At 29.5% G+C, this 26,462-nt stretch carries 20 protein-coding genes; 1 reads left to right on the top strand and 19 read right to left on the bottom strand.

Features of this window, described 5'->3' with window-relative positions; translation table 11 throughout:
• Window positions 1–16 precede the first annotated feature (16 nt).
• The 14 genes from CUEA01_RS06720 to CUEA01_RS06660 all read right to left on the bottom strand — a co-directional run bounded on the left by CUEA01_RS06720 (window position 17) and on the right by CUEA01_RS06660 (window position 20,280).
• Window positions 17–2,146, bottom strand: coding sequence for a tetratricopeptide repeat protein (locus tag CUEA01_RS06720; RefSeq protein ID WP_234120410.1), 2,130 nt, complete (start codon window positions 2,144–2,146; stop codon window positions 17–19).
• A 16-nt stretch (window positions 2,147–2,162) separates the two neighbouring features.
• Entirely contained in the window at window positions 2,163–2,450 is a 288-nt protein-coding gene (locus tag CUEA01_RS06715) for a hypothetical protein (RefSeq protein WP_234120408.1), read from the bottom strand.
• Window positions 2,451–2,636: 186 nt separating this feature from the next.
• Window positions 2,637–4,364 (bottom strand): restriction endonuclease-like protein, encoded by a 1,728-nt coding sequence (locus CUEA01_RS06710; protein WP_234120406.1) that lies wholly within the window; start codon window positions 4,362–4,364, stop codon window positions 2,637–2,639.
• A complete protein-coding gene (locus tag CUEA01_RS06705; RefSeq protein ID WP_234120404.1) occupies window positions 4,342–7,065 on the bottom strand; it encodes an McrB family protein in 2,724 nt (907 codons plus the stop codon). Before CUEA01_RS06705 ends, CUEA01_RS06710 begins: the two co-directional genes overlap by 23 nt.
• Window positions 7,066–7,339: 274 nt before the next feature.
• Window positions 7,340–9,772 (bottom strand): S24 family peptidase, encoded by a 2,433-nt coding sequence (locus CUEA01_RS06700; protein ID WP_234120402.1) that lies wholly within the window; start codon window positions 9,770–9,772, stop codon window positions 7,340–7,342.
• 190 nt (window positions 9,773–9,962) lie between these two features.
• Entirely contained in the window at window positions 9,963–11,897 is a 1,935-nt protein-coding gene (locus CUEA01_RS06695) for a [Fe-Fe] hydrogenase large subunit C-terminal domain-containing protein (protein WP_234120399.1), read from the bottom strand.
• A 212-nt stretch (window positions 11,898–12,109) separates the two neighbouring features.
• Window positions 12,110–12,556 (bottom strand): YaiI/YqxD family protein, encoded by a 447-nt coding sequence (locus CUEA01_RS06690; RefSeq protein WP_234120397.1) that lies wholly within the window; start codon window positions 12,554–12,556, stop codon window positions 12,110–12,112.
• Between the two features lie 26 nt (window positions 12,557–12,582).
• The gene (locus CUEA01_RS06685; protein WP_268906145.1) at window positions 12,583–13,074 is read right to left on the bottom strand and encodes an LURP-one-related/scramblase family protein; all 492 of its coding nucleotides are present in this window, start codon (window positions 13,072–13,074) and stop codon (window positions 12,583–12,585) included.
• Between the two features lie 119 nt (window positions 13,075–13,193).
• On the bottom strand, window positions 13,194–15,998 hold the full coding sequence (locus tag CUEA01_RS06680; protein ID WP_234120382.1) for an AAA domain-containing protein: 2,805 nt from the start codon (window positions 15,996–15,998) through the stop codon (window positions 13,194–13,196).
• A 67-nt stretch (window positions 15,999–16,065) separates the two neighbouring features.
• Entirely contained in the window at window positions 16,066–16,197 is a 132-nt protein-coding gene (locus CUEA01_RS24890; RefSeq protein ID WP_268906144.1) for a hypothetical protein, read from the bottom strand.
• A gap of 28 nt (window positions 16,198–16,225) precedes the next feature.
• Complete coding sequence (locus CUEA01_RS06675; protein WP_234120380.1) at window positions 16,226–17,023, bottom strand: flavodoxin family protein; 798 nt, start codon at window positions 17,021–17,023, stop codon at window positions 16,226–16,228.
• Window positions 17,004–17,603: a TetR/AcrR family transcriptional regulator gene (locus CUEA01_RS06670; protein WP_234120378.1), complete on the bottom strand. Its 600-nt coding sequence runs from the start codon at window positions 17,601–17,603 to the stop codon at window positions 17,004–17,006. The genes CUEA01_RS06675 and CUEA01_RS06670 overlap by 20 nt, the downstream gene beginning before the upstream one ends.
• Before the next feature lie 407 nt (window positions 17,604–18,010).
• Entirely contained in the window at window positions 18,011–19,807 is a 1,797-nt protein-coding gene (locus tag CUEA01_RS06665) for a methyl-accepting chemotaxis protein (RefSeq protein ID WP_234120376.1), read from the bottom strand.
• A gap of 200 nt (window positions 19,808–20,007) precedes the next feature.
• The gene (locus CUEA01_RS06660; protein ID WP_234120374.1) at window positions 20,008–20,280 is read right to left on the bottom strand and encodes an acylphosphatase; all 273 of its coding nucleotides are present in this window, start codon (window positions 20,278–20,280) and stop codon (window positions 20,008–20,010) included.
• A gap of 258 nt (window positions 20,281–20,538) precedes the next feature.
• On the opposite strand from CUEA01_RS06660, the gene CUEA01_RS06655 reads away from it, so the two are divergent.
• The gene (locus CUEA01_RS06655; RefSeq protein ID WP_234120372.1) at window positions 20,539–21,234 is read left to right on the top strand and encodes a Bax inhibitor-1/YccA family protein; all 696 of its coding nucleotides are present in this window, start codon (window positions 20,539–20,541) and stop codon (window positions 21,232–21,234) included.
• A gap of 83 nt (window positions 21,235–21,317) precedes the next feature.
• Here CUEA01_RS06655 and CUEA01_RS06650 read toward each other — a convergent pair whose 3' ends face one another.
• From CUEA01_RS06650 to pcp, 5 genes are all read right to left on the bottom strand, one after another.
• Window positions 21,318–21,803: a hypothetical protein gene (locus CUEA01_RS06650; RefSeq protein WP_234120364.1), complete on the bottom strand. Its 486-nt coding sequence runs from the start codon at window positions 21,801–21,803 to the stop codon at window positions 21,318–21,320.
• Window positions 21,804–21,851: 48 nt separating this feature from the next.
• Complete coding sequence (locus CUEA01_RS06645; RefSeq protein WP_234120362.1) at window positions 21,852–23,036, bottom strand: pyridoxal phosphate-dependent aminotransferase; 1,185 nt, start codon at window positions 23,034–23,036, stop codon at window positions 21,852–21,854.
• A 20-nt stretch (window positions 23,037–23,056) separates the two neighbouring features.
• Window positions 23,057–24,013: a 2-hydroxyacid dehydrogenase gene (locus CUEA01_RS06640; RefSeq protein ID WP_234120360.1), complete on the bottom strand. Its 957-nt coding sequence runs from the start codon at window positions 24,011–24,013 to the stop codon at window positions 23,057–23,059.
• A 483-nt stretch (window positions 24,014–24,496) separates the two neighbouring features.
• Entirely contained in the window at window positions 24,497–25,639 is a 1,143-nt protein-coding gene (locus CUEA01_RS06635; RefSeq protein WP_234120358.1) for a glycerate kinase family protein, read from the bottom strand.
• 38 nt (window positions 25,640–25,677) lie between these two features.
• Window positions 25,678–26,292 (bottom strand): pyroglutamyl-peptidase I, encoded by a 615-nt coding sequence (pcp, locus tag CUEA01_RS06630; protein WP_234120350.1) that lies wholly within the window; start codon window positions 26,290–26,292, stop codon window positions 25,678–25,680.
• Window positions 26,293–26,462 lie beyond the last annotated feature (170 nt).

The following is a 26,462-nucleotide window of genomic DNA, read 5'->3' as shown; positions in this document are numbered from 1 at the left end:
GAATATATTTATAATATTATTTAAAACATCTCTGAATTTTAATATTACTAGCAGGGAATGAAATTTCTATCAATTCTGACTTATTACTACAAAACAATAATATGCAAGCTCTTAATGTTATATTATCTATTCTGCTTTGAAAAACAAAATAACCTCCATTATCCTTACCAAAATCATTTTGAATTTGAAAGTTTCCAATATTAATTGTAACCTTCTTAAAATAAAGGTAGTCAAAAATATTTACTGTAACTGTATCATCTCTTACTATATATTCTGTATAAATTAAGCATTTACTTTCGCCTAAACTTGGAAATAATTCTTCAAGTAAGGATGTATTATTATTATCTATTAGTTCAGTAAATTTGTGGTTTAAAGAAAGTTTATTTAATTTTAGTATTTGATTCTTCATCTTTAAAAACTCAAAATCATTGAAGTAAGTTTTAGCAAACATAGGCATTAAAGTTTCATTAAAGTTTTTTTCACGCATCTCTTCATCCATAAATAGCAATCTATCTGGAAAAGCTCCTATTAAAACCTGCGTATTTTCTTTTGATTTATCATTAACTGGAATAACAAAAGAGTCCATAGGTGAATTTATAATAAAATTCCTTCCATTTCTTGTACATGTTAACAGCTTGCTACCATACCAAGTGCAATCTAACATAACAATAGTTTCCTTTTCTTTTAAATTAATGTTAGGATGAATATAAAAAAAGTTATCAATAAAAGAAACAAGATAAGGAATACTTTCTTCCGTTCTACCTTTATCAACTAAACAAAAATAAATTCCCTTTAATGCATCAACATTATTAATATTCGCATCTCCTAATGAAAAAAATTTCAAGTACTCCCTGTAGGCATCATCGATTCTACCAATACCTCTTAGAATATTTGCTTTTAAAAGATAAGCTGGTGAATAGGTATGTTTTAATTCTATTGCTTTATTTAAATGTGTAATTGATTGATCAAATGGTTTCAATTCACTTATCTCATAATGCACTTTGTAATCACTGTCATCCATTTTTAGGCAATATTCATAATATTCTAAGCATTCCTCTTTACTCTTGTGTATTTTTTTACAGACATGTCCTAAATAATATGATAATTCATAAGGCAATCCAGTTTTACACGCATTACTTGCTTTAATAAAGTTTTTATATGACTTATCATATTTTTTTAATTTATAATAAATCAACCCCAAATATAAAAATATATCATAATCATTTCTGTAATTTTTAATATATAAATAACTCTCTTCTTTCGCTTTATGATAGTCTTTATTTTGAATCATCAACCATATTCTATACTTAATAAAGTTATGATTGAAACATATTAGCTCATTTATTAAGCTTATAGCCTCATGGTAACTCCCCTGTTTAATATGTAAAATAATCAAATCTATTTTATCTTTTGCAATTGTATATTGCAATTTTTCTTTTTCTAGGCTTTGCAAAATATGTACAGTTTTACTTCTTTTATTTTTATCATCACCAACTATTATCTTTTCATTGCTAACACATTTGGAAACTAAATATTCTACTATTTCTTTATTTATTGATCCTCTGATTGGTCTTTCTAAAGAAATTTTTGCATAAATTCTTAAAAATAGTTGTCTTGAATCAATATCTTTATAAGAATTTTCTTGTAACCATTTGAAAATACTATATTCAGCAGTTTCTTCCTGATGCTGCGTTGTTATTTCATCGAAATTTACATCAATAATTTGTTCAAATGAAATCATATGTTTTGCAAGACATCCTTCTAGATTCTTCTTTATTGTTGTAATCTCCTTAAAACTCCTTCCTGCTTTCTTTGCATTTTTGTAGTCATCAATTTTATTTATTATATTTTTAAAATCTTGATTCCATGTTGATGATACAAAACAATATTTTTTTCCATCTATTATTTTTGTTGATTCCAATAACTTCTTTACATTACTAGGAGTAAACATATAATCTTTAACCTGAACACACAATTCAGTATGCTTAAATAAAATTGTAAAATCATTTATCGTTTCTAATGTCATTGAAATAAATTTGTTATCTTCTATATATTTAAATAGATAAAAAATTGACACACAATCCTGAAATAATATACCCCTACCATTAATAGGCCCCCCAGTATTTTCTTTATCGTAATAACTCATCTTTTTGCTAACCCCATTATAAAATTAAATTACTATAATAGGTATCCTCCCATTTTAATAGTTTTAATTTATAGTTCATTTCTCGATAGATGAAATTGCACAATCCAATTTCCTCTATCATAAAAAGCACTTGGTTTTCTCCAAATTTTGAATGTCCCTGAAATTCATTTCCATACACTATAATTTTATGATTCAAAAATAAATCTTCAAAAGTTCTTTTATACTGTTGAAAATCCTCTGCTATAATCTTAACTTCTGATTCCATTAGAAAAGCTGCTATTATGCCTATATACTTAGCTTGCATAATTGAGAACTTTAGCTGATGTAAAAGATGTTTGGTGTCGCCGATAATTCAGTTTAACAGTTACATTTTTATAAGTTATTAATTGCTTGAAAATCTTTTATATTCATTATATCTCAATTTATAAATAGAAATTATTACTCAACATTTAAAATGCAAATTGTTACATAAAATTTTCTTATCCGCTTGCTACAAAGCTCTTTCAGAATCATCAGTATGTTTCTCCCAAATAAGCTCCTCTAAAAACTCCTCCATCAACCTAGTAGCACTCGGCAAAAATGGTATTCCTCCAATATTCACTTTTTCAATACTCTTATATAATGGATGCTCCAAATACTCTTCTTCATTACCATAAGGGAAAAGCACAAATGCACCAACTATACATCTTTCAAATCTTCCTGTTTGCTTATTTTCATAAACTATAGCATCCCTGTACTTATGCATAGTGTTGATATCCTCTTCCTTGGGTCCTGATTTTTTTTCATACTGGCTGTCTTTTATAGCTCTATCTAGCTTATACTTAGCATCAAATATGTAATTATATTTTATCTTTTCACCAATCTTATCTATAGATAGTACATTGTCTGGCTTTTGCCCCACAGTTTCTGAGTTCATTTTCAAATTGTAAGAAAGCATAAATTTCTCGTGAGTTTCAGCATTCTCATATACCACTTTGGACTCTTCGCCTTTTTTTAAAGCTACAAAAATCCCATTGTTCTTTACTTTTACTGTATCATTAGAAATCAATGTATATTTCTTTCTAAGTAATGCATTTATCTTTATAAAGCACCAGTATTCATATAGCAACGGCAAATCTTTTACATTAAGCTTAAAGATTTCTCCTTTTAAGGTTAATCCCTTCCGCAGCATCAAATAATATTTGTAAACATCCTTATAACCTAATGCCATTTTAAAAACCATAGATGAATTTTCTCTAAACTCATATTCTCCTACATCCTTTAAAAATGTAGTATTTAAAAATCCCTGTATTGTCTTTATATAAACTTCTAATTGCTCTACAAAAGATTTATCTACATCTCTTCCAAGCTTTAAATATTTTTTTCTAAGTTCCATAAGCTTAAATAAGATTCCTTGAACAATATATTTTAAGAATCTATTTTCATTAGTATCAATAGTTACTCTTTTATTAATTTGTAAAGCTTCTACAGGAAGAAGCTTATTCCCTTTTTTAATAATCTTTTCTGGCTTCTTCTCTAACCACTTTATAGTTTCGCTTGTTACACTTTTTATCTTATGATAAGGAACAATTTGCCTTTCATTAACTAATGAATGATGAGGCATAATTGTAATAATATTTATTGATTTTTTTAATTTATCAAATATATAGCTTAAAATACTGTAATATTCACTTAATGATGTTCCCCTATTCTTACTTAATCCACTTATAGAATAAGTTCTTCTAAGAAAATCAAAGGCTAGATTATAAATTTCTTCGTTTACATCCTTTAAAATATTTATGTAATCTTTTCTATAATCTATTTTTGTAGGAAATACTTCTACTTGCATAATAAAATGATTTTTTCCATTAACCTTTATTACTAAATCAGAATAACCTATTTCTCCCTTAAAGCTTATAATACCGCTTAAACTACCACTCTTATTTTTAGTTATTCTATTTCGTATATCCTTATTTGCGTGATAAAAGCTTATGTCTATATCCTTATCTTTCTTTTCTATGATTAATTCATAATTTTCATATTCAAAGAAATAAGCTTTCTCCGTATCCAGTATTAAATTTATATTATCTTCTTCATAAGTTATTTTAAATCCATTACTATCCGTGTCCTCATTCTCTATTTCAAATTTTCTGTTTTTGCCTTTTATGGTGAAGTATATTTTATCTGTTTCTAAAACTATCAGTTCTTCTTTTCCATTACCAAAAGGTTGTGAATCCATCTTTATTAAACCTCCACAGCATTTTTAATATTTTTTCAGAGGATATAGGATATTTACATACACTTTCTTTTCTACTAACATCTTTAAGCTTTTTCTTATCATCTTTCATATAGTCATCCATTTTCTTTAAGGTTTCTTCTTCTACATAATCAGCACTAAGATTACTTGTATTTATATTAGAAAAATTTATAAACAGCTTAAATAAGCATTGTTCTGTCTCACTACTACTTCCACTAATTCTAGGTAGTATCTTTTGCTTTATAGCATAGTCTAAGGCTTCATGTAAATCCATTATTCCATCACTCACTGCATAAATTACATAAAATACCACCTCATCTCTAACTCTATAGGCAAATTGCATATCGCATTCCTCTAAAACAATATTTATTTCTTTAAGTTCATCTATAACTTCTTTAGCTATTTCCTTCTTTTCTTTACACTCCGCTATTTTTATGTATTCTGAAAGAAGAAGTTTGTTCGAGTAAATTTTAGGATTCATTTCTACTTGTTTTCTGTCAAAATCATAATCCATGTTAATTCCATTAAATTCTATAGTATTTGCTCTATCTAATACCTTTTTACTGAATGGGAAAGTAGTCTCATCCATATTTACTGTACCGACTATATACAAATTTTCTGGAATATACAACTCTCCATATTCTTCCACAGCATCTGTATCTCCGCCAAAAAGTTCTCTTCTTATAAGCTTATCTGTAATTACTTCTAAGGCTTTCTTATCCCTTGTTTCCATTATAGATAATATATCGCTAAAGTAATACTCCACTCTAGCTAAATTCATTTCATCTAAACAAACGAAGTAAGGCACTTCTTTATGATTCATAGCATTTCTAATTATATTTATAAATATTCCAGGCTGAAATTCGCCATCTATATTCCTATATCCTATTAATTCCGATGCATCAGACCAATCTGGTCTTACTGGTATTAAATTATAAGTTCCATCATCTTTTGAAGCTCCTATTGCCTCTGCAAATAGCCCTATAAGTTTACTTTTCCCTGTTCCAGAGATTCCATATAAAATAACAAATGGTTTAGTTTTCAAGCATAAATATAGGTTTTTTATAATATCAATGCTGTATTCATAACCCTTTGCTGATATGTAATTATGAATGAACTCAATTACCGTTTTAGTATCAAATTCTTCTTCTAAACTTGAAATTTTCTTTGATATCGCTGTTTTAAATATATCAGTTTCTTTATTATTTACTGCTGCAATTTCTCCCATGCTATCTGAAAAATCCAAGGAACTGCCCAATAATATATTTTTAATAATCTCTTCTGCATTCTCAAAACCTTTTTCAGTTAATTCACTAAAAGCTTTAATAGATTTTTCAACATTAGATTTTTGTTCTATCTTTGTATCAAAATCCTCAATGTATAAGGGATGACTTAATATATTAGTCCAGTTAACTCCTATTCTTTGATTAAAACTTCTAGTACTATCTTCTTTGTCTATATCCACCCCATTATAGACAAATTTATCTTTATCTTCTTCAACGTAATATTCTCTAATTACATCTCCAACTGCAACTATCTGTTTAGTTGGAGCATATGCCAGTATTTTAGAACCTATTTTAATTTCGCTAGCCGTTTTTAGCGTTTGATTTATAACATTTGTCCTATCTAAATTATTAATGTAACTTATAACAGCACATTTATTTTCCAAACAACACTTCCATACTTTAGGGTTTTTAGGATTAATGTTATAAAGATAATATTGTTTAGACATCTCATTTCCCCCAAGATTTTTTTCTAAATAATATCTTTCAAGCTTGTACTTTAATGTATCAATAAGTTCTTCCTTATCCTCATCAGTAAACTCATCCCAGAGTTCTTTGTTAAAGCTTAAATATTCAGTCTCATCTACATATTCTTTTAATATATAACCTTTTTTGCTTATAACAGCATACGGATTTTCATTCATTACATCTCTTACAATCTTTAAGCTTAAGCTATCTATACTTCTCTGGATTTCGGAGTCAGAAGTTTCCGCTGCAAAACCCTGCTTATACCTTTCAATATATATATCTTTAATGTAAGAACAAATCTCCTCATACACGGCTTTTCCTTCAAAGTCTGCAAGTTCTAATAATGCTATTAGTAGGAGTATTTTATAAGATTTCTGATAGTTTCTATTTATGCTTTCCTCTTTAGTTCCAATATATTTAAAGAAATCCTCTTTTAATAATTTATTATTCTTTTCTAAAACAACATTTTCTACGTTTTCCTCTTCATTAAATTTGTAATTATCATCAGTAATCAGTTCAACTCTAAAAGTATTTAGTTTATCTGTTTTATAAAATTCTATATACTCCTGTGGCTTTTCTATGTTTGGATTTTCGTTGTATTTAAATATGTATTTATAACTTTTATTTAGCTTTTCTTTTATATAGTTTTTAATCTCTTTTCTAAAAATGAATTGATATGTATCATCTCTTTTATCAGACTTTACATTTCTAAATAGTGCTTTAAATTCTTTACCATCAACTAATAAAATAACTACTTCATTCTCACCTTTTTTTAATTCTTTTCTATTTATAGCTCTAAAATATTTATATATTTCATCTTTAGGAAGCGTTGTACCATGTCTAAAAATTGATTTATCAACTACTTTTTTGCCTAATATATCTATATCTTCTTTGCCATTTACCTTTACCCATCCGCCTAATCGACCTTCCATAATTTCACCTACTTACAAAGTATATTTAATGTAATTATATTAATTGCTTATTTAGCATAAAATTTAAAATTATACCACTATATTATAATATTTTAGATATTTTTAACAGTAAAAAAATGGAGGTTAAAAAAACATAAACTGTACTTTCCAGAGCACATACAACAAGCATTAATTAAAAGAGTTTTCTTTATTTCATCCTAAAAAAATAATGCTCATATATTATTCCCCATCATTCTTAAATTTTAATCATTGCTACATTTCTTTACTTAATCCTTTATCCCTTCATCACTCCCACAACAACCCCCATTATCTTTGCCTCATCACTTTTTATCTGAATAGGCTCGTACTTCTCGTTTTCAGGGACTAAAAGTATTGTGCTGCCCATCTTTAAAAGCCTCTTAAGCGTAGCATTGTCACTATCAACCGCAGCTGCAACAATCTGACGGTTTTCAGCAGTGTTTTGCTTCTTTAAAACCACTATATCTCCGTTATTAATATCTGCTTTTATCATACTGTCACCTTTAACCCTAAGTGCAAAATACTCATCTAAGTCATTAAACCAAATCTTTGGAAGAAAAATTTTCTTATCACTTCTAGAATTCATGTGTATTGGAAGTCCAGCTGCTATATCACTGTAAACATCAATAGAGCGCAGTTCATTTTCTAAATAAGGAGTATCAATTTTATTTTCATTTATAGTTATTTCTCCGCTAAAATCAGAATCGCTTGTAATAGTACATTCTTTTCCACATTTCAAGTCAACATATTTTTTACTTTCTACGCTTTGAGGAAGCATGCTAGCATTAAACTCAGGTATATCATCTACCTCCTCAAAATCCTTGTTTATTATGGTACATTCATTTCCATTAGAAACAACTCCATATTGACATTTTGAGCAGTTGCTCATGTAGCTTTCAAGTTGGCTTAATGCTACTGAATCTAGTGTGCCCTGCCTTTTTATTTCAGCAAATATATATGGGACTTTAGTATTATTAATATAAATACTTACGCAAACATCAACAAAACCTAATTTAGAAAAACTGTTAACCTGATACTCTATATCAATAAGTTCCTTTGGATAACCATAGCTTTCCTGAAGCTCTTTTATAAACCATTGTCTTACAATTTCCTCATTTGAATATAAATCCGATATTTTATCTTGAAATGCATATTTTTCATGAGGTATATTATAAAAGCTGCTAAATCTAGAGCCATCTTCTATCCTTAAATATTTAGAATAAATATCACCGATAAATCTTGATGGTTTTCCTGAACTACATAAATAGAGCTTTTCTGTCGCTCTAGTCATCCCAACGTACAAAAGTTTTCTTTCTATGGATTCTTGAAGACTTTGCCCTTCATCCTCAGAATAAGTTATATACGGAATAACTCCTTCATTTATACCAATTAAAAATACTACCTTAAATTCCAATCCTTTAATAGAATGCATTGTAAGAAGTTTTATGTTGTTACTATCAAAATCGTCATTATTGCCACCTATTAATGTACAATTCAATTTATTGTTATTTAAATAATTTTCCACCCACTTAAGTTGATTCTTATTTTTTGCAGCTATTGCTATATCTCTTAGGCTATAAGTTTTAAGAAGCTTATTTATGCTTTTTAGAATATATTCACCTTGCTTCATCTCATCTTTAAAAGCTTTATACACTGGATAATCACCCTGTTTATCTATAAGTGATGGTTTTACAAAATTATCGTCTTCAACTATGTTTATATCATTTTCAATTAAGCTGTATGCAGCTTTTGATATCTGCGTTGTAGTTCTATAGCTTTTAGCTAGTATATTACTTTTACCCGTCATATCAAAACCCAATGATGTAAAACTTCTTCCTCTAACAAGCCACGCCTGTGGATAAATACTTTGAGCAGTATCAATAACAAACATGAAGCTAGAATATGCTTTTTTTAGCTGGAGACATTTTAAAAATTCCAATTGGACTCTCGTCAAATCTTGGCTTTCATCTACTATTACATGAGTATATTTGTGAATTTGTGATTTTTCAACTTCTTCTAATGCCAAAAGTGCCATATCTTCAAAATCAATAAAACCTTCTTTTTTTATTTTTTCACTGTAAAGTACCATTAAATTGTATATAGCTTCTCTTGTTTTTGAATTTTTAAGTAACTTTTGCGGTCCGTCATTACCACTTTTAGCTGCTCTACCAATTCTATCTGCGTTTTGATATTCTTCAAGTTCCATATAATTGCAAGCTTTTATCCACTCAATTTCATCCATCAGAAACTTTAAATTATTAACACTTAATACATTAACATCAGTATATTTTTTCTTAATTTCTGCAATTGCCTTGTTAAAAGTACTTCGCTTTAAATCATTTGATACAAGTTTATAATTTCTCTTACTACTTTTTTTGTAGTACTCAAATATTATTTTATGCAAATTATAAATATCAACTTTTGAATCATCTATTGCAAGCAAGTTCCCATATTGAAGCTGATTTTCTTCCTTGTGCTTTGTATATATATGATTAATATATTTTACTAGGGTTTTTGTGTATGTAACCATTAAAATCCTATCGTTATTTTCCAAACAATAATTATACAATAAGAAAGGTACCCTATTTACAGCAACTGTTGTTTTCCCCGAACCTGCTGCTCCTCTTATAAGTGTATGTCCAGATGGCTTGGACTGAATTAGCTTTTTTTGTTCTAAATTTAATTGCATAGCATTTGCCCCCTTTTAAGTCTATATAATTACAATATTTAATATTTATTACCATTTTTTATATTTATATTTTACTACAAATTTACAAAAAAATCTTATTAATCTACTAAATTGTAAATTATTTTTTTGTCAAAAAAAAGCACCTGACATTTTGCCAAGTGCATTTTAATTATTAATTTCCCCCAAATCTTTACGATTCACTCAAAAGACTATTTGCCGAAGCGGTTATTTCTTCGCTGCTTGCAGTTATTTCTTCAATAGTAGCAGAAATATTAGCTACAGATTCATTTACAGTTTGCATATCCTTCTGAAGTTTATTAGAAATTCCCAATATATCTGTAACTAAATTAATCATATGCGATTGATCCGTTTCAGTTGATGATGCTACTCTTTCTGATTCATAAGCCAATTTTTTAACCTCACCTGCTACTACAGAAAATCCTTTTCCTAATTCTCCTGCTCTTGCTGCTTCAATGGATGCATTTAATGCTAAAAGATTTGTTTGGCTTGCAATATCTACAATTTCTCCTGAAGCTTTTGAAAAATTATTTAGCTTTTCCTGCATATCACTAACACTATTTCTAAGTACTCTTGAAGTATTTAAAACTTCTTCCATACCATTAGAAATTTTATTTATCGCTGTTGTAGTTTCCTGATTTCCAGCAGTTACTTGCTCTATAGAGGAAATTATCTGTGCTACCTTTTCCTTTAGGAGCTCAGAGCTTTTTAATCTCTCTTCTGATAATTTATTAACTTTTTCAAGTAACTGCATTTGTTCCTTTTGGGAATCCAATTTTTCCTGCTCATTTTCAACTTCTTTTCTATTATAATCAATGCAGTTGTCTGGAACATTTAAACCATTAAAAATTGCTTTTGCCATATTCTTGCAAGTTCCATAGCCACAAGCGCAGCAATTTATATTTCTTTCCTTTTCCGTATGTTTATTTAAACCTTCAAATATTTCATTATACTCTTCAGCTGTTGGTTCATTAATATGGACAGAAACTTCACTTTTGCTGTATTGTCTTAAAAAATCCTCTACTTTAAGTTTTTTATCAAACATTTTGTATAAAGAATCTTTTCCTTTTTTAATTGAAAACTTATCTCTTTCACTTAATTTAATTTTTTTCAATTTATTAAATTTATTGTTGATACTATCAACTTCGCTCATTGTAGTAGCTGAAGTATTTGTAGTTGCAGTACCAAAATTGCAGCCATTAGAACAATTTAAAATATCAACAATAAAAGGGATTTCCTCACCTTTTATTGCACGCTCTTTAAATTGATCTAGGTATTTATAAGAATTGTGTTGTCCCTCTACTTGACTTATCCAAGCTCCATCAATTCTGCTTTCAACATTTTCTCTTAGGCCCCCAGGTCTGCTAAATAAAAATCCAAGTTCGCAGCCAATATCGTCAAAATTACAACTTTCAAAGCTATCTATATTTATATTATTATTTTTCAAATACTCAAATAAATTTTTAAAGGTTACATTGTATTTTACATTTCCATAGGTATTTTTATCATGAATTTCATCAGATTTGCTTACGCAAGGCGATAGAAAGGCAATATCATCTTTAATATTTTCGTAATTTTTCATATAAATTGCAGTACATAGCATAGGACTTTGAATTGGCGCTAAGTATTCTATTAATTCTGGCTGATATTTTTGTATGTAATTTACAACTGCTGGGCAGGGTTGAGAAATAATAGATTTTAATTTCTTATTTTTAGCAGCTTTTAGGTATGCCCATACGGTTATATCTGCACCCAAAGAAACATCATATATGTAATTGACACCTATTGATTTAAAATATCCAAATAACTTTTTATAATTGTCTATATCTACTTTTATGGCTGGAGCAACTATTATAGATATTTTTTTACCAGCTTTTAAATCATTAAAAAATTCTTCTGTGTCATCATTAAAGCCTCTTGCATTATGAGAACAGACCTTTATACACTCTCCACAATGTATACACTTTTCTTCATTAATTTTAACTCTATTTTTTCCATCTACTAAGTATGCAATATTTGCACCTATGACAGGACACTCCGCCACACATTTATTGCAGCCAACGCAGTCCTCTTCTTTTAAGTATATTAGATTATTAAAATCATACATGATACTCTTCCCCCTTATGTAAAAAATATATTTATACCATAGTTGTGTAGCAACTTACAAACAATCTTATATATTTATTCATTGTTACACGTTTACCCATTTATTTAACAATACAGCTAATATTTTCCCTCAAGTACGCAATATTGTCAATAAAATATTTTCTTTACAATTAAGGATTTTTATAAGAAGATATTCAGTATAACAAGCTTCCATCAGTTTGGAATTCTTACAAGCAGTTTTCTAAAGCTCTCCTCAAACCTCTCATCATCCTCTGCCGTTCTCTTTCTCGGCCCTTTCATGTGATTCTTAGAAGAAGCTCTCCTAGCCTTCTTTGCCAAATGTCTTTCCATTAACATCTGATCTATATTGTCATTTGTGTACCACTTTCCAGATTGATGAATAGCATATGCACCCTTTCCAAGTGCCATTGCCGCAACACCATAATCCTGTGTTACTACTGCATCACCCTTCCTCGCAAGATTAACAAGGGCAAAGTCAACAGCATCTGCCCCTGCTCCAATTATCTTAATATCGCTGTAATCAGAATGCAAAACATGGTTTGTATCACATAAAAGAGTAACTGGAATTTTCATTTCTTTAGCTACTTTCTCTACAATACGAACTACAGGACAAGCATCCGCATCAACATAAATTGTCATTTAGTCACATCCAATCAAAATTTTCTTTACTTCTTTTTATCAGAACAGTTTGCTGCATCTATTGCTATTACAAGCAGCAGGCCCATTATTTCATCTGCTGGATCATGAAAATCCATTACATAAGTATCTCCCCAATGTAAAAGTTCTTTTGAAATATGCATAACAACGGATGAGCCTCTATAAACATCATAATCCCAACCAAGAAAATCTCCATCCACACTCCAGCCACTGCAATCCACCTCATAGCTAGGTCTAAAAAAGGTAAGTTTCTTCTGAATTGAACCAACTATTCTGCCACCTATTTCTATTTCAAATCGTGGAAGGAAGGTTAAAAGCTTTTGGTGAATCACTCCAACTTCATTATCATATCTGTCATATACGTGTATGTGATGTCCAAGTGCAAAAAACTCAGCTTTTACAAAATATTTTGGTGTCTCACTATCATCATATACATCATAAGTATCTGTTAAGGAAAAGACACGCTGTTTTATCATTAATTGCATATTATTCACTTCCATTCTCAGTATATCTATATGTATATTTTACTATAAATTATAAGAAAAGCACATACTAAAAATGCCAGTAACAATTAAAATCGGCACTGGCATTTTTAAAATAATTTATTTTTTTAATGCTCCTAGTTTAAATCTCCCCAATCACTTTCTCCCGACACCTTAATAATCCCATCAAGCATTGCAATTAACTTTTCCTTTTCTCCACTCTCATTAGTAACGACTCTTAAAATAGGCAAATCTATCTCTTTTAATATTCTATCCTTAACAGTATCTCTTCTTCTTTGCTCACTGCTATTCATATGGTATTCGTATCCATCAACTTCTACAACAAGTACTGGCTCTTTGTCTAGCTTATTAAATATTAGGAAATCCACATGTGTCCACGGATTTTGAATAAATGTTTTTTCCTTATTATTAAATTTTGTGTAATCTTTCACTATAGAATTTAATGGTATGTGAAGAACACACTTAAATGAAGCATACTGAGGATAATTTAGTACTTCTTCTATTACACTGTACATTAAGTTTTCAGATTTATACTGAGAGATATTTTTTGTTGAACTCATTATTTTTAAAAGTCTCAGAGAATACTCACTATATAGCAAATCAAATACTGAAATCTTTTGGCTTTCAACCACAGCATTTTCTAAAGAATTATATTCTATGTATCTAATTAAATCACCAATATTACTCCCATGGCGTTTAAAAAGCTTATTTGATGTAACTATTATAAATTCCTTTACAGCACGTGATACTGCCACATTTATTAAGTTCTCATCATCCACAAATGGAGTTATATCATTTACTACTGTTGAAAATATTATTGTATCTTTTTCTCTACCTTGAAACTTATGTACAGTATCAATTTCTATATTTAAATTTTCAAAGTATTTTTTTGCTTCTACAGCTTGCTTTCTATATGGACATATAATTCCAACACTGCTGCAATCTCCATACTTATTCTTATTTGCATTAATAATCTCATCTCGTATAACTTCTATCTGTCTTAAATTATACCAACTGCCGCTGCCATTAAGTTTATCTTTACGTGCATGATTACCCGGAGCTGTCTTATAAATTTTTAAAGGAATATCCTTGTCTTTTTCTTTAGTCATAATTACAAGCTCATTATCATAAAACTTTTCATTGCAGAAACCTATTATCTTAGGATGACATCTATAATGCTCACATAATAAGGTTCTTGGCAGCTTATCTTTATAGAGTTTAATTAAAGATGATATAATGCTGTATTCACTGTAATTATAAGCTTCATTAATATTAGTCTCGTAGAAAAATTCATCACTTTTTTCCTTTATATCAGAAGGGACAATTTGCGGCAGCTGCTTTACATCTCCAACGATAACAACATTTTTGCAGCAGGCAAGTGCAAGTGATGCGGTTACTAAATCCACCTGCGAAGCTTCATCAATAATTAAATAATCAAACAAATAATTTTCTGGTATACATGTCATTATTGAGTTTGTAGTACTTAATACTATTGGATAATCCTTTATAAAACTTTTAAAATTGTACTTAAAGCTTTTTATTGTATATCTCCTTCTACTTTCTTTGGAGTACCTTTTTTCAATATAAGCTTTAAATAATTTTGAAGATTCATCTTTAAATTCCTTCATTAGAACATCATAACTTTTACCCTTTAAATCATTTTCTAAAGCTGCTATTTCTTTTTCTAAATCTTCAATAATTCTATTGTAATAATCTCTTTTAAGTGAATTTACTACTATATTTTGTTTTTCACTTATGTACTTAAATTTATAAATTCCATAATCAACAAACAGTATTGCTTTAATTAGTAAATTCATTTTTTTGTTTCTTAACATAATCCTCTCAAAATAAGGCAAAAAACTTAATATTAAATTGCTTGGCCACTTTCTAAAAACTGAATAGCTTGATGTAGTTATATATTCCTCATTAAAATTAGCTTTAAAATATTTTTGCTCAAGCTTAAATTTCGAAAGTTTTTCCTTTAATTTAACCATTTTATTCTGTTTTTCCAGCAGATCATCTAAAGTACTATCCATATTTTTTAAGCTGTCGCATAAACTTTTTTCTTCTTCAGTTTCTAATTTCCAGTTTCTTAAATCTGGCAAATCAACTTGCTTATTCTCAAAGAAATCAACTTTTTTATCATTTCTTCCAAGCAGTGCATTAATAAAACCATATCCATCTTTCTCTAGTTTTTCATAAACATTAGCTGTTGCAGAATTATTTCCAGAAACAACTCCAACATTTTTACCGCTATAAACAAGATTAGCAATAATATTTAATATAGTTTGAGTTTTCCCTGTTCCAGGAGGTCCTTCAATAATACTTATGGAATTTTGGAGTGCTGCATTTACAGCTTTCTCTTGACTTATATTAAACCCGAATGGAAATATTACAGCTTTTTTATTTTTATGGCTTTTAATATCCTTTCCTTCTAAATATTTAGAAAGTACACTATCAGAGCTAAGCTTGGCTATTTTCTTATATTGATCAAATAATAAAGTTCTTCCATCTTCCATTACACCTACATGCATTGATAATTTTTTTAAATACTCAAAAGCGGCTTTAGTTTTATTTGATTTTAGGCATGAATTTTCATATCTTACTTCTGATTTATGATGAATTTCCGTTTTCCCACCATCTTCAATTACCCTAACGTACTCTCCAAAATCAAGCACCTCAGCTGTTTCTCTTACTGGAATATCAGAAATATATACAATACAATCTTTCAAGCTAACTTTTCTAGGTGCTTTAAATATTTGTACATTAGAAGCATTATAGCTATACGACTTTTTTCCATTTGAATAAGCTATGTCCACTTTATCTTCAAAAGACTTTAAACAATCAATTTCTTTGGTTTTGTCTTCAAACTCTTTTGTTTTACTATTTTTAATTAAAATCACATTCGTGTATATGTCCATTTAGTTCTCCTTCAAGTCCATTGTCTAAGCAATGGTTCACAGTATTACTACCTTTTATACATCCTATCTATAAACCAATAGAATATATTTTACTTTGAGCTTTTTTAACATCATAGTTATATTTTACTACAAAATTATCAAAAATTAACAATAATATTACATCAAGTAAGTTAAATATTTTTTCAATAAAAAAAAACACACCTGACCACCGCCAAGTGCTAATTTAACTATTTTTTATAAGTAACAATCATGTGTTTAGACATAATCCTTCCAAGCAAATAAAACATATTTCCAAAAAGCCTTTTAAATATTGAGAGAGGCACACCAGCCGCATACGCTCTTTTAAGCCTATTTTCTTCCTGCCAAAATATTCCATCTTGTGTTTCATATTCTGAACCCTTAACATAGTCAAAGCTCATTCCTCTAAATAAATTATATGGTATCAAAATTGGATATGATGGTGCATGCAGCTTTTTACTTGCAGTATCTTCATAAAATTTTCTTGCAGCAAATTCTGCTTTTCTTTTATGCTTTTCTGTCGGTACATAATTGTTCCAGCTAACTGAACTTATGGGGAGCACATAACATCGATTAAAACCCAAGGCTTTTATAGTTCCTGCCATATTTTTTGTCGAATTTGCAGCTCCAACACCACCTGTCGTTGAAATTACTAACCCTTTTTTATTAAAATATCTAGGCCTATGAAGCATAAAGCATAAGTGATCTACAAAGTTTTTAGTAAGCGCAGGCATTTCAAGATTATAGGTAGGTGCTGAAAAAATGATGCCATCACTTTCTTCAATTTTATCCATGACTTTTTGAATAATTTCGTTGTGCGGGCAATAAATATGTCCCTTCCTAAAGCATAGGCTGCAGCCTGTACAAAATGGCAAATTCAAATCCTTTAAATGAATTTCTGTAAATTCTATTTGACTAGACATAGATAGTAAATTTTCTTTTACTAGGTTAGTTAGCTTCCAGGTGTTACCCTTTCTTGCTCCACCATTAATTATAAGTATTTTCATCCAAGCACTTCCCTCCAAACAATTTATCTATTATAAAATCAATAAAAGCTTCCCTTTCCTCTTTTTCATTAAAACCAAAACCCAAGCTTTCTTTACTAGTATCTTTCCTTAAAAATGCTGCCTGCAATATGGAGGTTAAACTAAACAGCAGCATTAATTTTTCTTCCTTAGTTATGTTGCAATCCCTTATAGAAAACGAGAAGCCCATGACTGTTTTCATTGTGTTGTCCAGCATACTTGGCATATTCATATCTCCCAATATAGAAATTTTAGAAACTGAAGGATTTTCAATTAAAAAATCTACAACTAATTTTGCAACCTTCTTAAGCCTACTAATTGGATTTGGTTCTTCCTTAATTTCTGGTTTAAAGGTTTTAATTACATTGCTTATAATCCTTTGAACACAAATTTCAATTAATTTATCCTTAGATTCAAAATGATAATTAACCAGACCTATGCCAACCCCTGCTTTTTTTGCAATTGTACGAGTTGTTATTTTAGTGACATCTCCATTTGCTTCTTGTATTAAATCTATTGTAACCGAAATTATTTTTTCTTTTGCTAATTCTGATTTATTCATATTCTTCTCCGTTTCTGAACAATGTTCAGTTTTATTGTATGCTAAAATATGGTTCTTGTCAAATAAAATGAACTATGGAACTAATATTGATTATTTAATACGGAATTTCGGCGTAGTACAGAAACAATACTTATTACTAAAATCATTAAAATTACTGCATTAATTGTTAGAAAATAATTATATATTGTGAATCAAAGATGCAGTGGATTAATCAAATAGCCTTTGGTAGGTGTAGGAAAAAAATGATGTTAGGGAATAGTGGCGAAAAAATTTCTAAAATAAAATTTGCCGCTTAGTTTTATTAATTTTATTTAGGATTTTGAGCCGCTATTCACTAACATCATTTTTCTACACATACCAAAGGCTATTTGATTTTGCACTACACTTTGCTTCAGAATATTTTAAGTTTAAATCTTAAATTTAACCATGTAATCATTCAATTCATTTGCAGAATTAGATAATCCCTCAATTGATTTTATGGTTTCTTCATTGGCTGCATTTTCTTGATTAACTGCTCTATCTACTTCACTAATTTGACCATATATTTCCTCTATAAGTTTGGTTGCAGCATTCATTGCAGTTATTACTTCATCAAGATCTTTGCCTTGAAGTTTAGAGCTATCGTACATATTCTTGGACAGATGCGCAAGAGTTTTAGTACTTTCAAGAATATTATCAAATTTCTCTTGTATTACACTAGACTGTAATTTTATTTCATCAATATTATCCACTGTCTTTTTAACAGCTAACTTTGAATTATCAGATTCTACCAAAATATCTTTAACAACTTTTTCAATATTTTCGCTTTCCTCACTGCTTCTTTCCGCAAGCTTTCTTACCTCTTCTGCAACCACTGAAAAGCCTTTTCCAGCTTCACCTGCTCTTGCAGCTTCAATAGCAGCATTCAATGCGAGTAAATTAGTTTGTTCTGATATTCCCTTTATAACATCTAGTATAGACATTATTTTTTGTGTTCCATCTACCAAAGTTTCAACAGCTTTATTTGTGGTAGAAGAATTTTCAACTGTTACTTCTATTATATTAGACATGACTGAAAGAGTATCTTTACCTAAAAGAACAGTTTCCTGAACTTGCTTTGAATTTGTATCTAACTCCTCTGAATATTTCAAAACTTCCTTGGTCACGCTTTGTACTCCAAGTGCTTTATTGTAAGTATCACCTATATGATTTGAAACGTCCATGGAATTATTTTTAATAACATCCGTACTAGCTGATATTTCTTCATTTGATGCAGATGTTTCTTCAGCTACAGCAGAAATATTATTTGTTGCATTATAAATTGAATTGACTGCTTTGGAAACTTTAGAAACAATTTCAGCCATATACTTTAAAACAACGTTAATATCTTTAACTGTTCGTCCAATTTCGTCTTCCATTTCTAGGTTTATTTCATTTGTTAAATCTCCTGCTATAACCTTTTTAGTTGTAGAACTTATCTCATTAAAATAACTTTTAAACATATCTGTATACATTTTAACAATAATTAAAGGAAGTATAACAGCTAACAATATAACCAAAAATAATTGTAATCCCTTAAGTTCAATATATTTATAGTTGTTCATGTAAAACATGCAAGTAAGCATCCCTGATGGACATATTATGGTAAATAGAAAAGCTGATAATAGTTGATCCACCATTTCTAAATGCAGTGGAGTTTTTTGAAGCTTAATATTCTTTATTTCTTTTACACTATTAAAAGCTACGGTTTCATTTTGTGATATTAAGTAATACATAGAAACCAAGGGCAATCCTGTTAATGCATATATTATCCATATAAATATAAAATTAGCTGTATTCTCTTTGCCTAACAAAAATAATGGCAAATCAGTAATCAAAGGCACTATAATTGACCATCTTATAAAAATAATTAAACATTCTACAAAGGGAAGCTTATACGAATTAATTTTTCCTCTTTTAAATAGCTCCTCATGGGCTTCACCATTATTTATGTATTTAATAGATTTAACCATAGGTGCCATGCAAATAAATTTTACTATAATACCGAATGATACAGCTATTAACCATGATACAATTCCTAAGATTAAAAGTAATCCTCTATTTTCTTTTCCCACTTTAAAGGTATAAAGCATTAAATAACTTAAAATTGGTGTTGGTATTAAATTAGTTATCAATTCTTCTTTGATTAAAGTTCTCCAAAACATTTTTTCAAGTTTCTCATTCATAATAATTCTGCTATTAAAACTTTTAGTACATAAAACGTTTTATATAGATTAATAGCATATTTTCACCCCTTTTTTATAATTTTATAAATACACTTAATATAATGGAAAATAATATGTCATAATACTTTTATCGTAATTATTACATTTTTTTGTAGTGATATATTTATAAAATCAACTATTTTTAAGTGAAATATAAATTTCTAATATTTAACTCTAAATTTTTTCTCTCCATCTACAACTTCAATCTTTCTACTAACCATATCTTCTACCCTAGCAAATCTATTTCCATTCCTTATTTTCGATAAAAATTCATCAACTGCAAACGCTTTTCCTTGAACTTCAATTTTAACTGTTCCATCCTCACAATTTTGTACATAACCTGTTACATCATAACTAACTGCTGTATATTGAACAAAATATCTAAAACCTACTCCTTGAACTCTTCCGCATACCTTCACTAAATATCTTTCCATAAAACTCGCCCCCAAATATATTGAAACTCTATATTAACTTTTTATTTTATATATTATAACATTTTCTACACATTTATATTATATAATTATGGGTATAATAAAGATATCTATTATAGCTAAAAGTAAATCTAGTATTGTAATTTTTTTAATTAAATACAAAAAAATATTAAATTTATTTTGCTACTATTAATTTCTTGTGATAAAATGTATACTTGTAGTAATAAATATAAATAAAAATAAAATTATTGGGAGGTCTTTATGGAAGATTTAAGATTAACTCACGAAAGACAAGAAGTACGCAGTTTCATTCAACAAGTTTATCTATGGATGACTTTAGCCCTTTTAACTACTGCTGGAGTTGCATTTGCAGTATCAGTTTCTCCATCTTTAGTTGAAGCACTTTTTGCAAATAGATCACTTTTCTTCGTTTTAGCCATAGCTGAAGTTCTTATTGTTGTATTTTTATCAAGAGCAATTAACAAGATGTCAGCACAAACTGCAACTGTAATATTTTTTGTATATTCAGTTGTTAACGGATTTACATTTTCATGGATATTCCTTGCTTATGATTTAGGATCAATTGCAAGTGTATTTCTAGTAACTGCAGGAACCTTCGGTGTTATGTGTGCATATGGATATGTAACAAAAAGAGATCTTACAAGTGTAGGCAATATATGCTTTATGGCATTAATAGGGCTCATAATTGCATCCGTAGTTAATATCTTTATAATTAATGATACTTTTTCATTAGTTATATCCTTTATAGGCGTCATTGTGTTTGTAGCCATTACTGCCTATGATACACAAAAGATTAAAAGGATGGCATTAAATCTAAGCTATACTGATGATTTGGAAGCCAAATCAAAAGGAAGTATACTTGGAGCTCTTACATTATATCTTGATTTTATAAATCTTTTTATTTATCTTTTAAGATTATTTGGAAAGAAAAGATAGAAATTTATCTAAATTTAAGGCAAGAACTTAATTATAATTAGGTTCTTGCCTTAAATTTTATTTTTATTTAAAACATAGCCATTTTATTGAATGTCAACTCGAAATATAGTAGCTGTGTTATGCATATCTTCATCCCACTTGGCAAACACTTCAAATATATATTGACCCCTTTTAACTGGAAATTTAAATTCATATCCTTTTCCAGCTCTATATATTTTACACTTTTTGTATTTGACATTATCACCTAAGATTTGATATATGGCCACACTTTTAGGATTCCATGGAACTGAAATATTAAGTATATCATTAGGTTTAGCCTCAAATTTTGTGGTATTCACTCCAACGGTATATTCACCTTGTGTTTCATAACTACTTCCGCCTTCTTTAGGTATCCAATTATGATCGCCAAGGGAAGTTGGAATCGATTTATCATTATACCTTATAGTAGTTTTAGGTGCCTTGAAAGGTATCTTTATAAATACGGGAGCCAAAATATGATACCCAGCCAAGATAAATAAAATAATACAAATCGTTATTATTTCCTTACGATATTTTTTAATTTTATTCATCTCCCCCCATACTAAAACTAAAATATTCCTTCATAATAATGTAATTTGTTATTTATATTCTTTTGCCAACTTTTCAAAAGCAGGTAAAGATCTTATAATTTGATCTGTAGTTACACAGTAAGAAATACGCACATGGGAAGGACATCCAAAGTCATCACCAGGAACTAAAAGCAAGTCATATTTTTTTGCTCTTTCACAAAATGCATATGCATCTTTTTCTAAAGCTTGAGGAAACAAGTAAAACGCCCCATCTGGCTTTACACACTTATAGCCAAATTTTATCAAATTATCATATAACAAATCTCTGTTTTTCTTGTAAATACTTATATCTGCTGTTTCGTTTGCACATTTTGCCACTACCTTTTGAAATAAGCTTGGTGCACATACAAAGCCTAGTGCTCTACCAGCTCCACAAACAGCAGCATATACCTTTTTAGACTCTTCCATTTCATTTGGAACAACTATGTAACCTATTCTTTCACCAGGAAGTGATAAAGATTTACTGTAAGAATAGCATACAAAAGTATTATCATAGTATTTTGTTAAATAAGGAACATTTACATCATCATATGCTATTTCACGGTAAGGTTCATCAGAAATTAAATAAATAGCATGACCATATTCCTTTGATTTACTTTTAAGCAATTCTGTAAGCTTTATTATAGTTTCTTCAGTATAAACTACTCCTGAAGGATTATTGGGAGTATTTATAATGACTGCTTTTGTTTTTTCATTTAAGTTTTTTTCAAACTCTTCAAAATCAATTTGAAAATTTTCTATTTGTGCAGGAACCACTACAAGTTTTCCGCCAGCAGCTTCTACAAAGCATCTATACTCTGGGAAATAAGGTGCAAAGGTTATAAATTCATCTCCCTTATTTGCTAAAGCTGTAAAACATATATGTATAGAAGCAGCAGCTCCTACTGTCATATATAAATTATTAGCATCAAAGTTTGTTTTAAATCTTCTATTTATAGATTCTGCTATAGTAGCCCTTACCTTTGGATCTCCTTGAGCACTTGTGTATCCATGAATATCTACAGGATTTTCATTTTGTAAAATATCTAAAATAGCATTTTTAACTACCTCTGGTGCGGGAACATTAGGATTTCCAATACTAAAATCATATACATTTTCTGCTCCTACTTCTGCTGCTCTCTTCTTTCCAAATTCAAAAATTTCTCTTATTACAGATTTTTTACTTCCTAATTCATACATTTTTTCTGATATCATATATAATTCCTCCTAAAATTTTATACACCATTTACAACGTTAATTGGCTTCTCTCCAGCCGAAACCCTGCTAATATTTTCCCACACACCTTGATGCATTCTTCTGAAAGCGCCTTCAGTTGTACCTCCAATATGTGGTGAAAATAAAATTTTATATTTTAATTCTTCTTTAATATCTAGCAGCGGATTATCCAGTTTTACTGGTTCTGGAGATAAAGTATCAAGACCTGCCCCTCCAAGCTCACCTTTTATTAAGGCATTCTTTAAAGCTTCACCATCTACTATTTCTCCTCTTGCTGTATTGATTAAAAAAGCTGTTTTTTTCATTTTAGCCAAAAATTTTTCATCTATCATATTTGTAGTTTCCGCTGTAACAGGAACATGTAAACTAATTATATCACATTCACTAGCAAGTTCATCCAAATTCTTGTATTCTACGTTATATTCTTTTTCTATTTCATCTGAAGCCTTTCTTCTACTGTAATAATAAAGCTTACATCCAAAGCTATTAAGTCGTTTAGCTGTTTCCTTAGCAATAGCACCAAATCCTATAAGCCCAACAGTGCAGTCTGCTAATTCTACAACACCTTCTAGCATCATGCGCTCTTTCGTCTCTATTTGCTTACCTATTCTTACCTTTCTATCGCCATCTAATACATTTCTTAACAATCCAAGCATTAAAAGTATAGTCTGCTCTGCAACTGCACCAGCATTTGCCCCTCTGTTATTGCAAACATAAACATTCAACTTTTTCGCTGTTTCAATATCAATTTTATTAAATGCCACACCTTCAGAATGGATAAGCTTTAAGTTAGGCATATTGCTTATCAATTTTTTGCTTACCTCTTTAATTGCATCTGCAAAAATAAAATCCGCATCTTTTGCTTTAGCAAGCACTTCGTCATCTGAAGTAGCTTGTTCCATAAATATAAGTTCCATATCTTTTGGCACTTTACAGTACTTTATATACTTTTCCACACGTTTTTTATTGCTAAATATCAATGTTTTCAGCTTAATCACCTTCTTAATCCTTATACGTATCAATTTATTATATTATATATTATTTTAATACTTTTTCATATACTTTCATATTATTATACCATTTTCATCCATGACATTATCATTGAAATTACAGTATTAAGTTGTTAGGAAATAATTATATATTGTGAAAAAAGCTGTAGTGGGTTAATCAAAGAACCTTTGGTAGGTGTAGGAAAAAATGATGTTAGGGAATAGTGGCGAAAAAATTTCTAAAATAAAATTGTATAAAACTTAGCGGAAAATTTTTTTAAGCTTTAGAGCTTTAGATTGTCCGAGCGTGTTTTTGCGAGTTATCGAAATCTCTTAAGCTTTAAAAAATTTGCTGCTTAGTTTTATTAATTTTATTTAGGATTTTGAGCCGCTATTTACTAACATTATTTTTCTACACCTACCAAAGATTCTTTGATTTTGCACTACACTTTAGTTCGCAATATTTATTAATCTTATTACATTTTCAGAGGCTTTTTCAATATTTTCCTCTCCAGCTTTAAGAGCCTCCTCAATAGAAGTAACTCCTCTCATTATTCCAAATATTGAATCTATACCATTGTCATATAAATCGTCTATATTATCTCCAACTTTTCCCGCAAGCGCAATTACAGGTTTTCCATATTTCTTAGCAACACTTGCTACTCCTATTGGAGTTTTTCCAAATTTAGTTTGATAATCTATGCTTCCTTCTCCTGTAAAAACAAAATCACAAAGTTTAACCTTTTCCTCTAAGCCTGAATATTTTATAACTAAATCAATTCCCTTTTTTAACTTTCCATCTAAAAATGCTACAAGTCCAGCACCAAGACCACCTGCTGCTCCTGCCCCGGGCATATTTATAACTTCTTTATTGAATTGCTCTTTTATAATAGCTGCATAATGTTTTAAATTTTCGTCCAAAATTTCAATCGTTTCTTTTGTGGCACCTTTTTGAGGTCCAAATATATTTGAAGCTCCATTTTCACCACAAAGAGGATTATTTACATCACAGGCAACTTCAATTTCTACCTTGCTTAATCTTTCGTCAAAGTCAGATAAATCTATTTTCTTTAACTTTCCAAGGCTGCCACCGCCAAAGCCTATTTCTTTTCCATCTTCATCCAAGAACTTTGCTCCAAGGGCTTCTATAGCTCCAGCTCCGCCGTCATTAGTTGAGCTTCCGCCTATACCTATAAGTATTTTTTTTACACCTTTATCAAGGCAGGCTTTAATAAGCTGACCAGTACCATACGTAGTTGTAGTTAATGGATTTCTTTTTTCTTTTGGAACTAAATGAATTCCACTAGCACTTGCCATTTCAATTACTCCAACTTCTCCATCTCCCAAAATTCCGTATTGTGCCTCCACTTCGTTTGAAAGAGGGCCAAGTACCTTCATTGTATATACTTGCCCATTTGTGGCATCAATAAGGGACTGCATTGTGCCTTCCCCTCCATCCGCCATTGGAACATGTACACAATTAATTTTATTATTAACCTTCTTTATTCCTTTTTCCATTGCTAAACAAACTTCTTTTGCAGTCATACTCTCTTTAAAAGAATCTGGTGCTAATACAATTGTAAAATTCTTCATAAGCCAATCTCCTTGAATATGTTATCCTTACTCTTTTATTAGTTTTCTTGTGCAGCAGTATCTATAGCAACTTCTAGTGCCTTTACCATATTTAAAAGACTCATACTAGGCTGATTTTTATAATTTAATGCTTGCTCTGGAAGATATGGTATATGTATAAAACCACCTTTAACCTTATTATATTTTGTGCTTATTATATGCATAAGACCATAGAGTAGTTGATTACAAACAAACGTATCTGCTGAATTTGATACAGAAGCCGGCACGCCAACTTTTCTTATATTTTCTACAATATCTTTTATTGGAATGGTGGAAAAATAAGCTGCAGGACCATTTGGTGCAATCAATGTATCAACTGGCTGATTACCTTCATTATCTGATATTCTTGCATCGATAATATTAATTCCAACCCTTTCAACAGTTATTTCACTTCTTCCTCCAGCTTGTCCAATACATATTACGACATCAGGTTTAAGCTCTTCCATAGCCTCTTCAAGTACTTTTATGGATTTATAAAATACTGTTGGTATTTCCTTAGTTACAAGTTCTACCTTCTCAAACTTTCTATTTTTTAATTCCTTAATAACTTCCAAAGCAGGATTTATATTTTCTCCTCCAAAAGGATCAAATCCTGTCACCAATACTTTTTTCATTTTGTTAATTCCTCCTTCTTTGTACTTTGTACTCTGCTCTACAAATTGTAATTTCATTGTTTCAACTGTATATCTATAAAAATTACTTGTCAAGTAAAAAAGACTGTACCACTAAAAAATTAATTAATATGCCTTAACTAATTTTTAGTGTTAAAGATAAACCACCTTGA

This window comes from Clostridium hydrogenum (assembly GCF_021432385.1).
In the GTDB taxonomy this organism is placed as follows: Bacteria; Bacillota; Clostridia; order Clostridiales; family Clostridiaceae; genus Clostridium_S; species Clostridium_S hydrogenum.
This window is presented reverse-complemented; position numbering and strand designations above follow the sequence as displayed.

Excerpts from the sequence above, each read along its gene's own strand:
- CUEA01_RS06720 (WP_234120410.1), bottom strand. The coding sequence starts at position 2,146 with ATGAGTTATTACGATAAAGAAAATACTGGGGGGCCTATTAATGGTAGG.
- CUEA01_RS06715 (WP_234120408.1), bottom strand. The coding sequence starts at position 2,450 with ATGCAAGCTAAGTATATAGGCATAATAGCAGCTTTTCTAATGGAATCA.
- CUEA01_RS06710 (WP_234120406.1), bottom strand. The coding sequence starts at position 4,364 with ATGGATTCACAACCTTTTGGTAATGGAAAAGAAGAACTGATAGTTTTA.
- CUEA01_RS06705 (WP_234120404.1), bottom strand. The coding sequence starts at position 7,065 with ATGGAAGGTCGATTAGGCGGATGGGTAAAGGTAAATGGCAAAGAAGAT.
- CUEA01_RS06700 (WP_234120402.1), bottom strand. The coding sequence starts at position 9,772 with ATGCAATTAAATTTAGAACAAAAAAAGCTAATTCAGTCCAAGCCATCT.
- CUEA01_RS06695 (WP_234120399.1), bottom strand. The coding sequence starts at position 11,897 with ATGTATGATTTTAATAATCTAATATACTTAAAAGAAGAGGACTGCGTT.
- CUEA01_RS06690 (WP_234120397.1), bottom strand. The coding sequence starts at position 12,556 with ATGACAATTTATGTTGATGCGGATGCTTGTCCTGTAGTTCGTATTGTA.
- CUEA01_RS06685 (WP_268906145.1), bottom strand. The coding sequence starts at position 13,074 with ATGGAAGTGAATAATATGCAATTAATGATAAAACAGCGTGTCTTTTCC.
- CUEA01_RS06680 (WP_234120382.1), bottom strand. The coding sequence starts at position 15,998 with ATGGACATATACACGAATGTGATTTTAATTAAAAATAGTAAAACAAAA.
- CUEA01_RS06675 (WP_234120380.1), bottom strand. The coding sequence starts at position 17,023 with ATGAAAATACTTATAATTAATGGTGGAGCAAGAAAGGGTAACACCTGG.
- CUEA01_RS06670 (WP_234120378.1), bottom strand. The coding sequence starts at position 17,603 with ATGAATAAATCAGAATTAGCAAAAGAAAAAATAATTTCGGTTACAATA.
- CUEA01_RS06665 (WP_234120376.1), bottom strand. The coding sequence starts at position 19,807 with ATGAATGAGAAACTTGAAAAAATGTTTTGGAGAACTTTAATCAAAGAA.
- CUEA01_RS06660 (WP_234120374.1), bottom strand. The coding sequence starts at position 20,280 with ATGGAAAGATATTTAGTGAAGGTATGCGGAAGAGTTCAAGGAGTAGGT.
- CUEA01_RS06655 (WP_234120372.1), top strand. The coding sequence starts at position 20,539 with ATGGAAGATTTAAGATTAACTCACGAAAGACAAGAAGTACGCAGTTTC.
- CUEA01_RS06650 (WP_234120364.1), bottom strand. The coding sequence starts at position 21,803 with ATGAATAAAATTAAAAAATATCGTAAGGAAATAATAACGATTTGTATT.
- CUEA01_RS06645 (WP_234120362.1), bottom strand. The coding sequence starts at position 23,036 with ATGATATCAGAAAAAATGTATGAATTAGGAAGTAAAAAATCTGTAATA.
- CUEA01_RS06635 (WP_234120358.1), bottom strand. The coding sequence starts at position 25,639 with ATGAAGAATTTTACAATTGTATTAGCACCAGATTCTTTTAAAGAGAGT.
- pcp (WP_234120350.1), bottom strand. The coding sequence starts at position 26,292 with ATGAAAAAAGTATTGGTGACAGGATTTGATCCTTTTGGAGGAGAAAAT.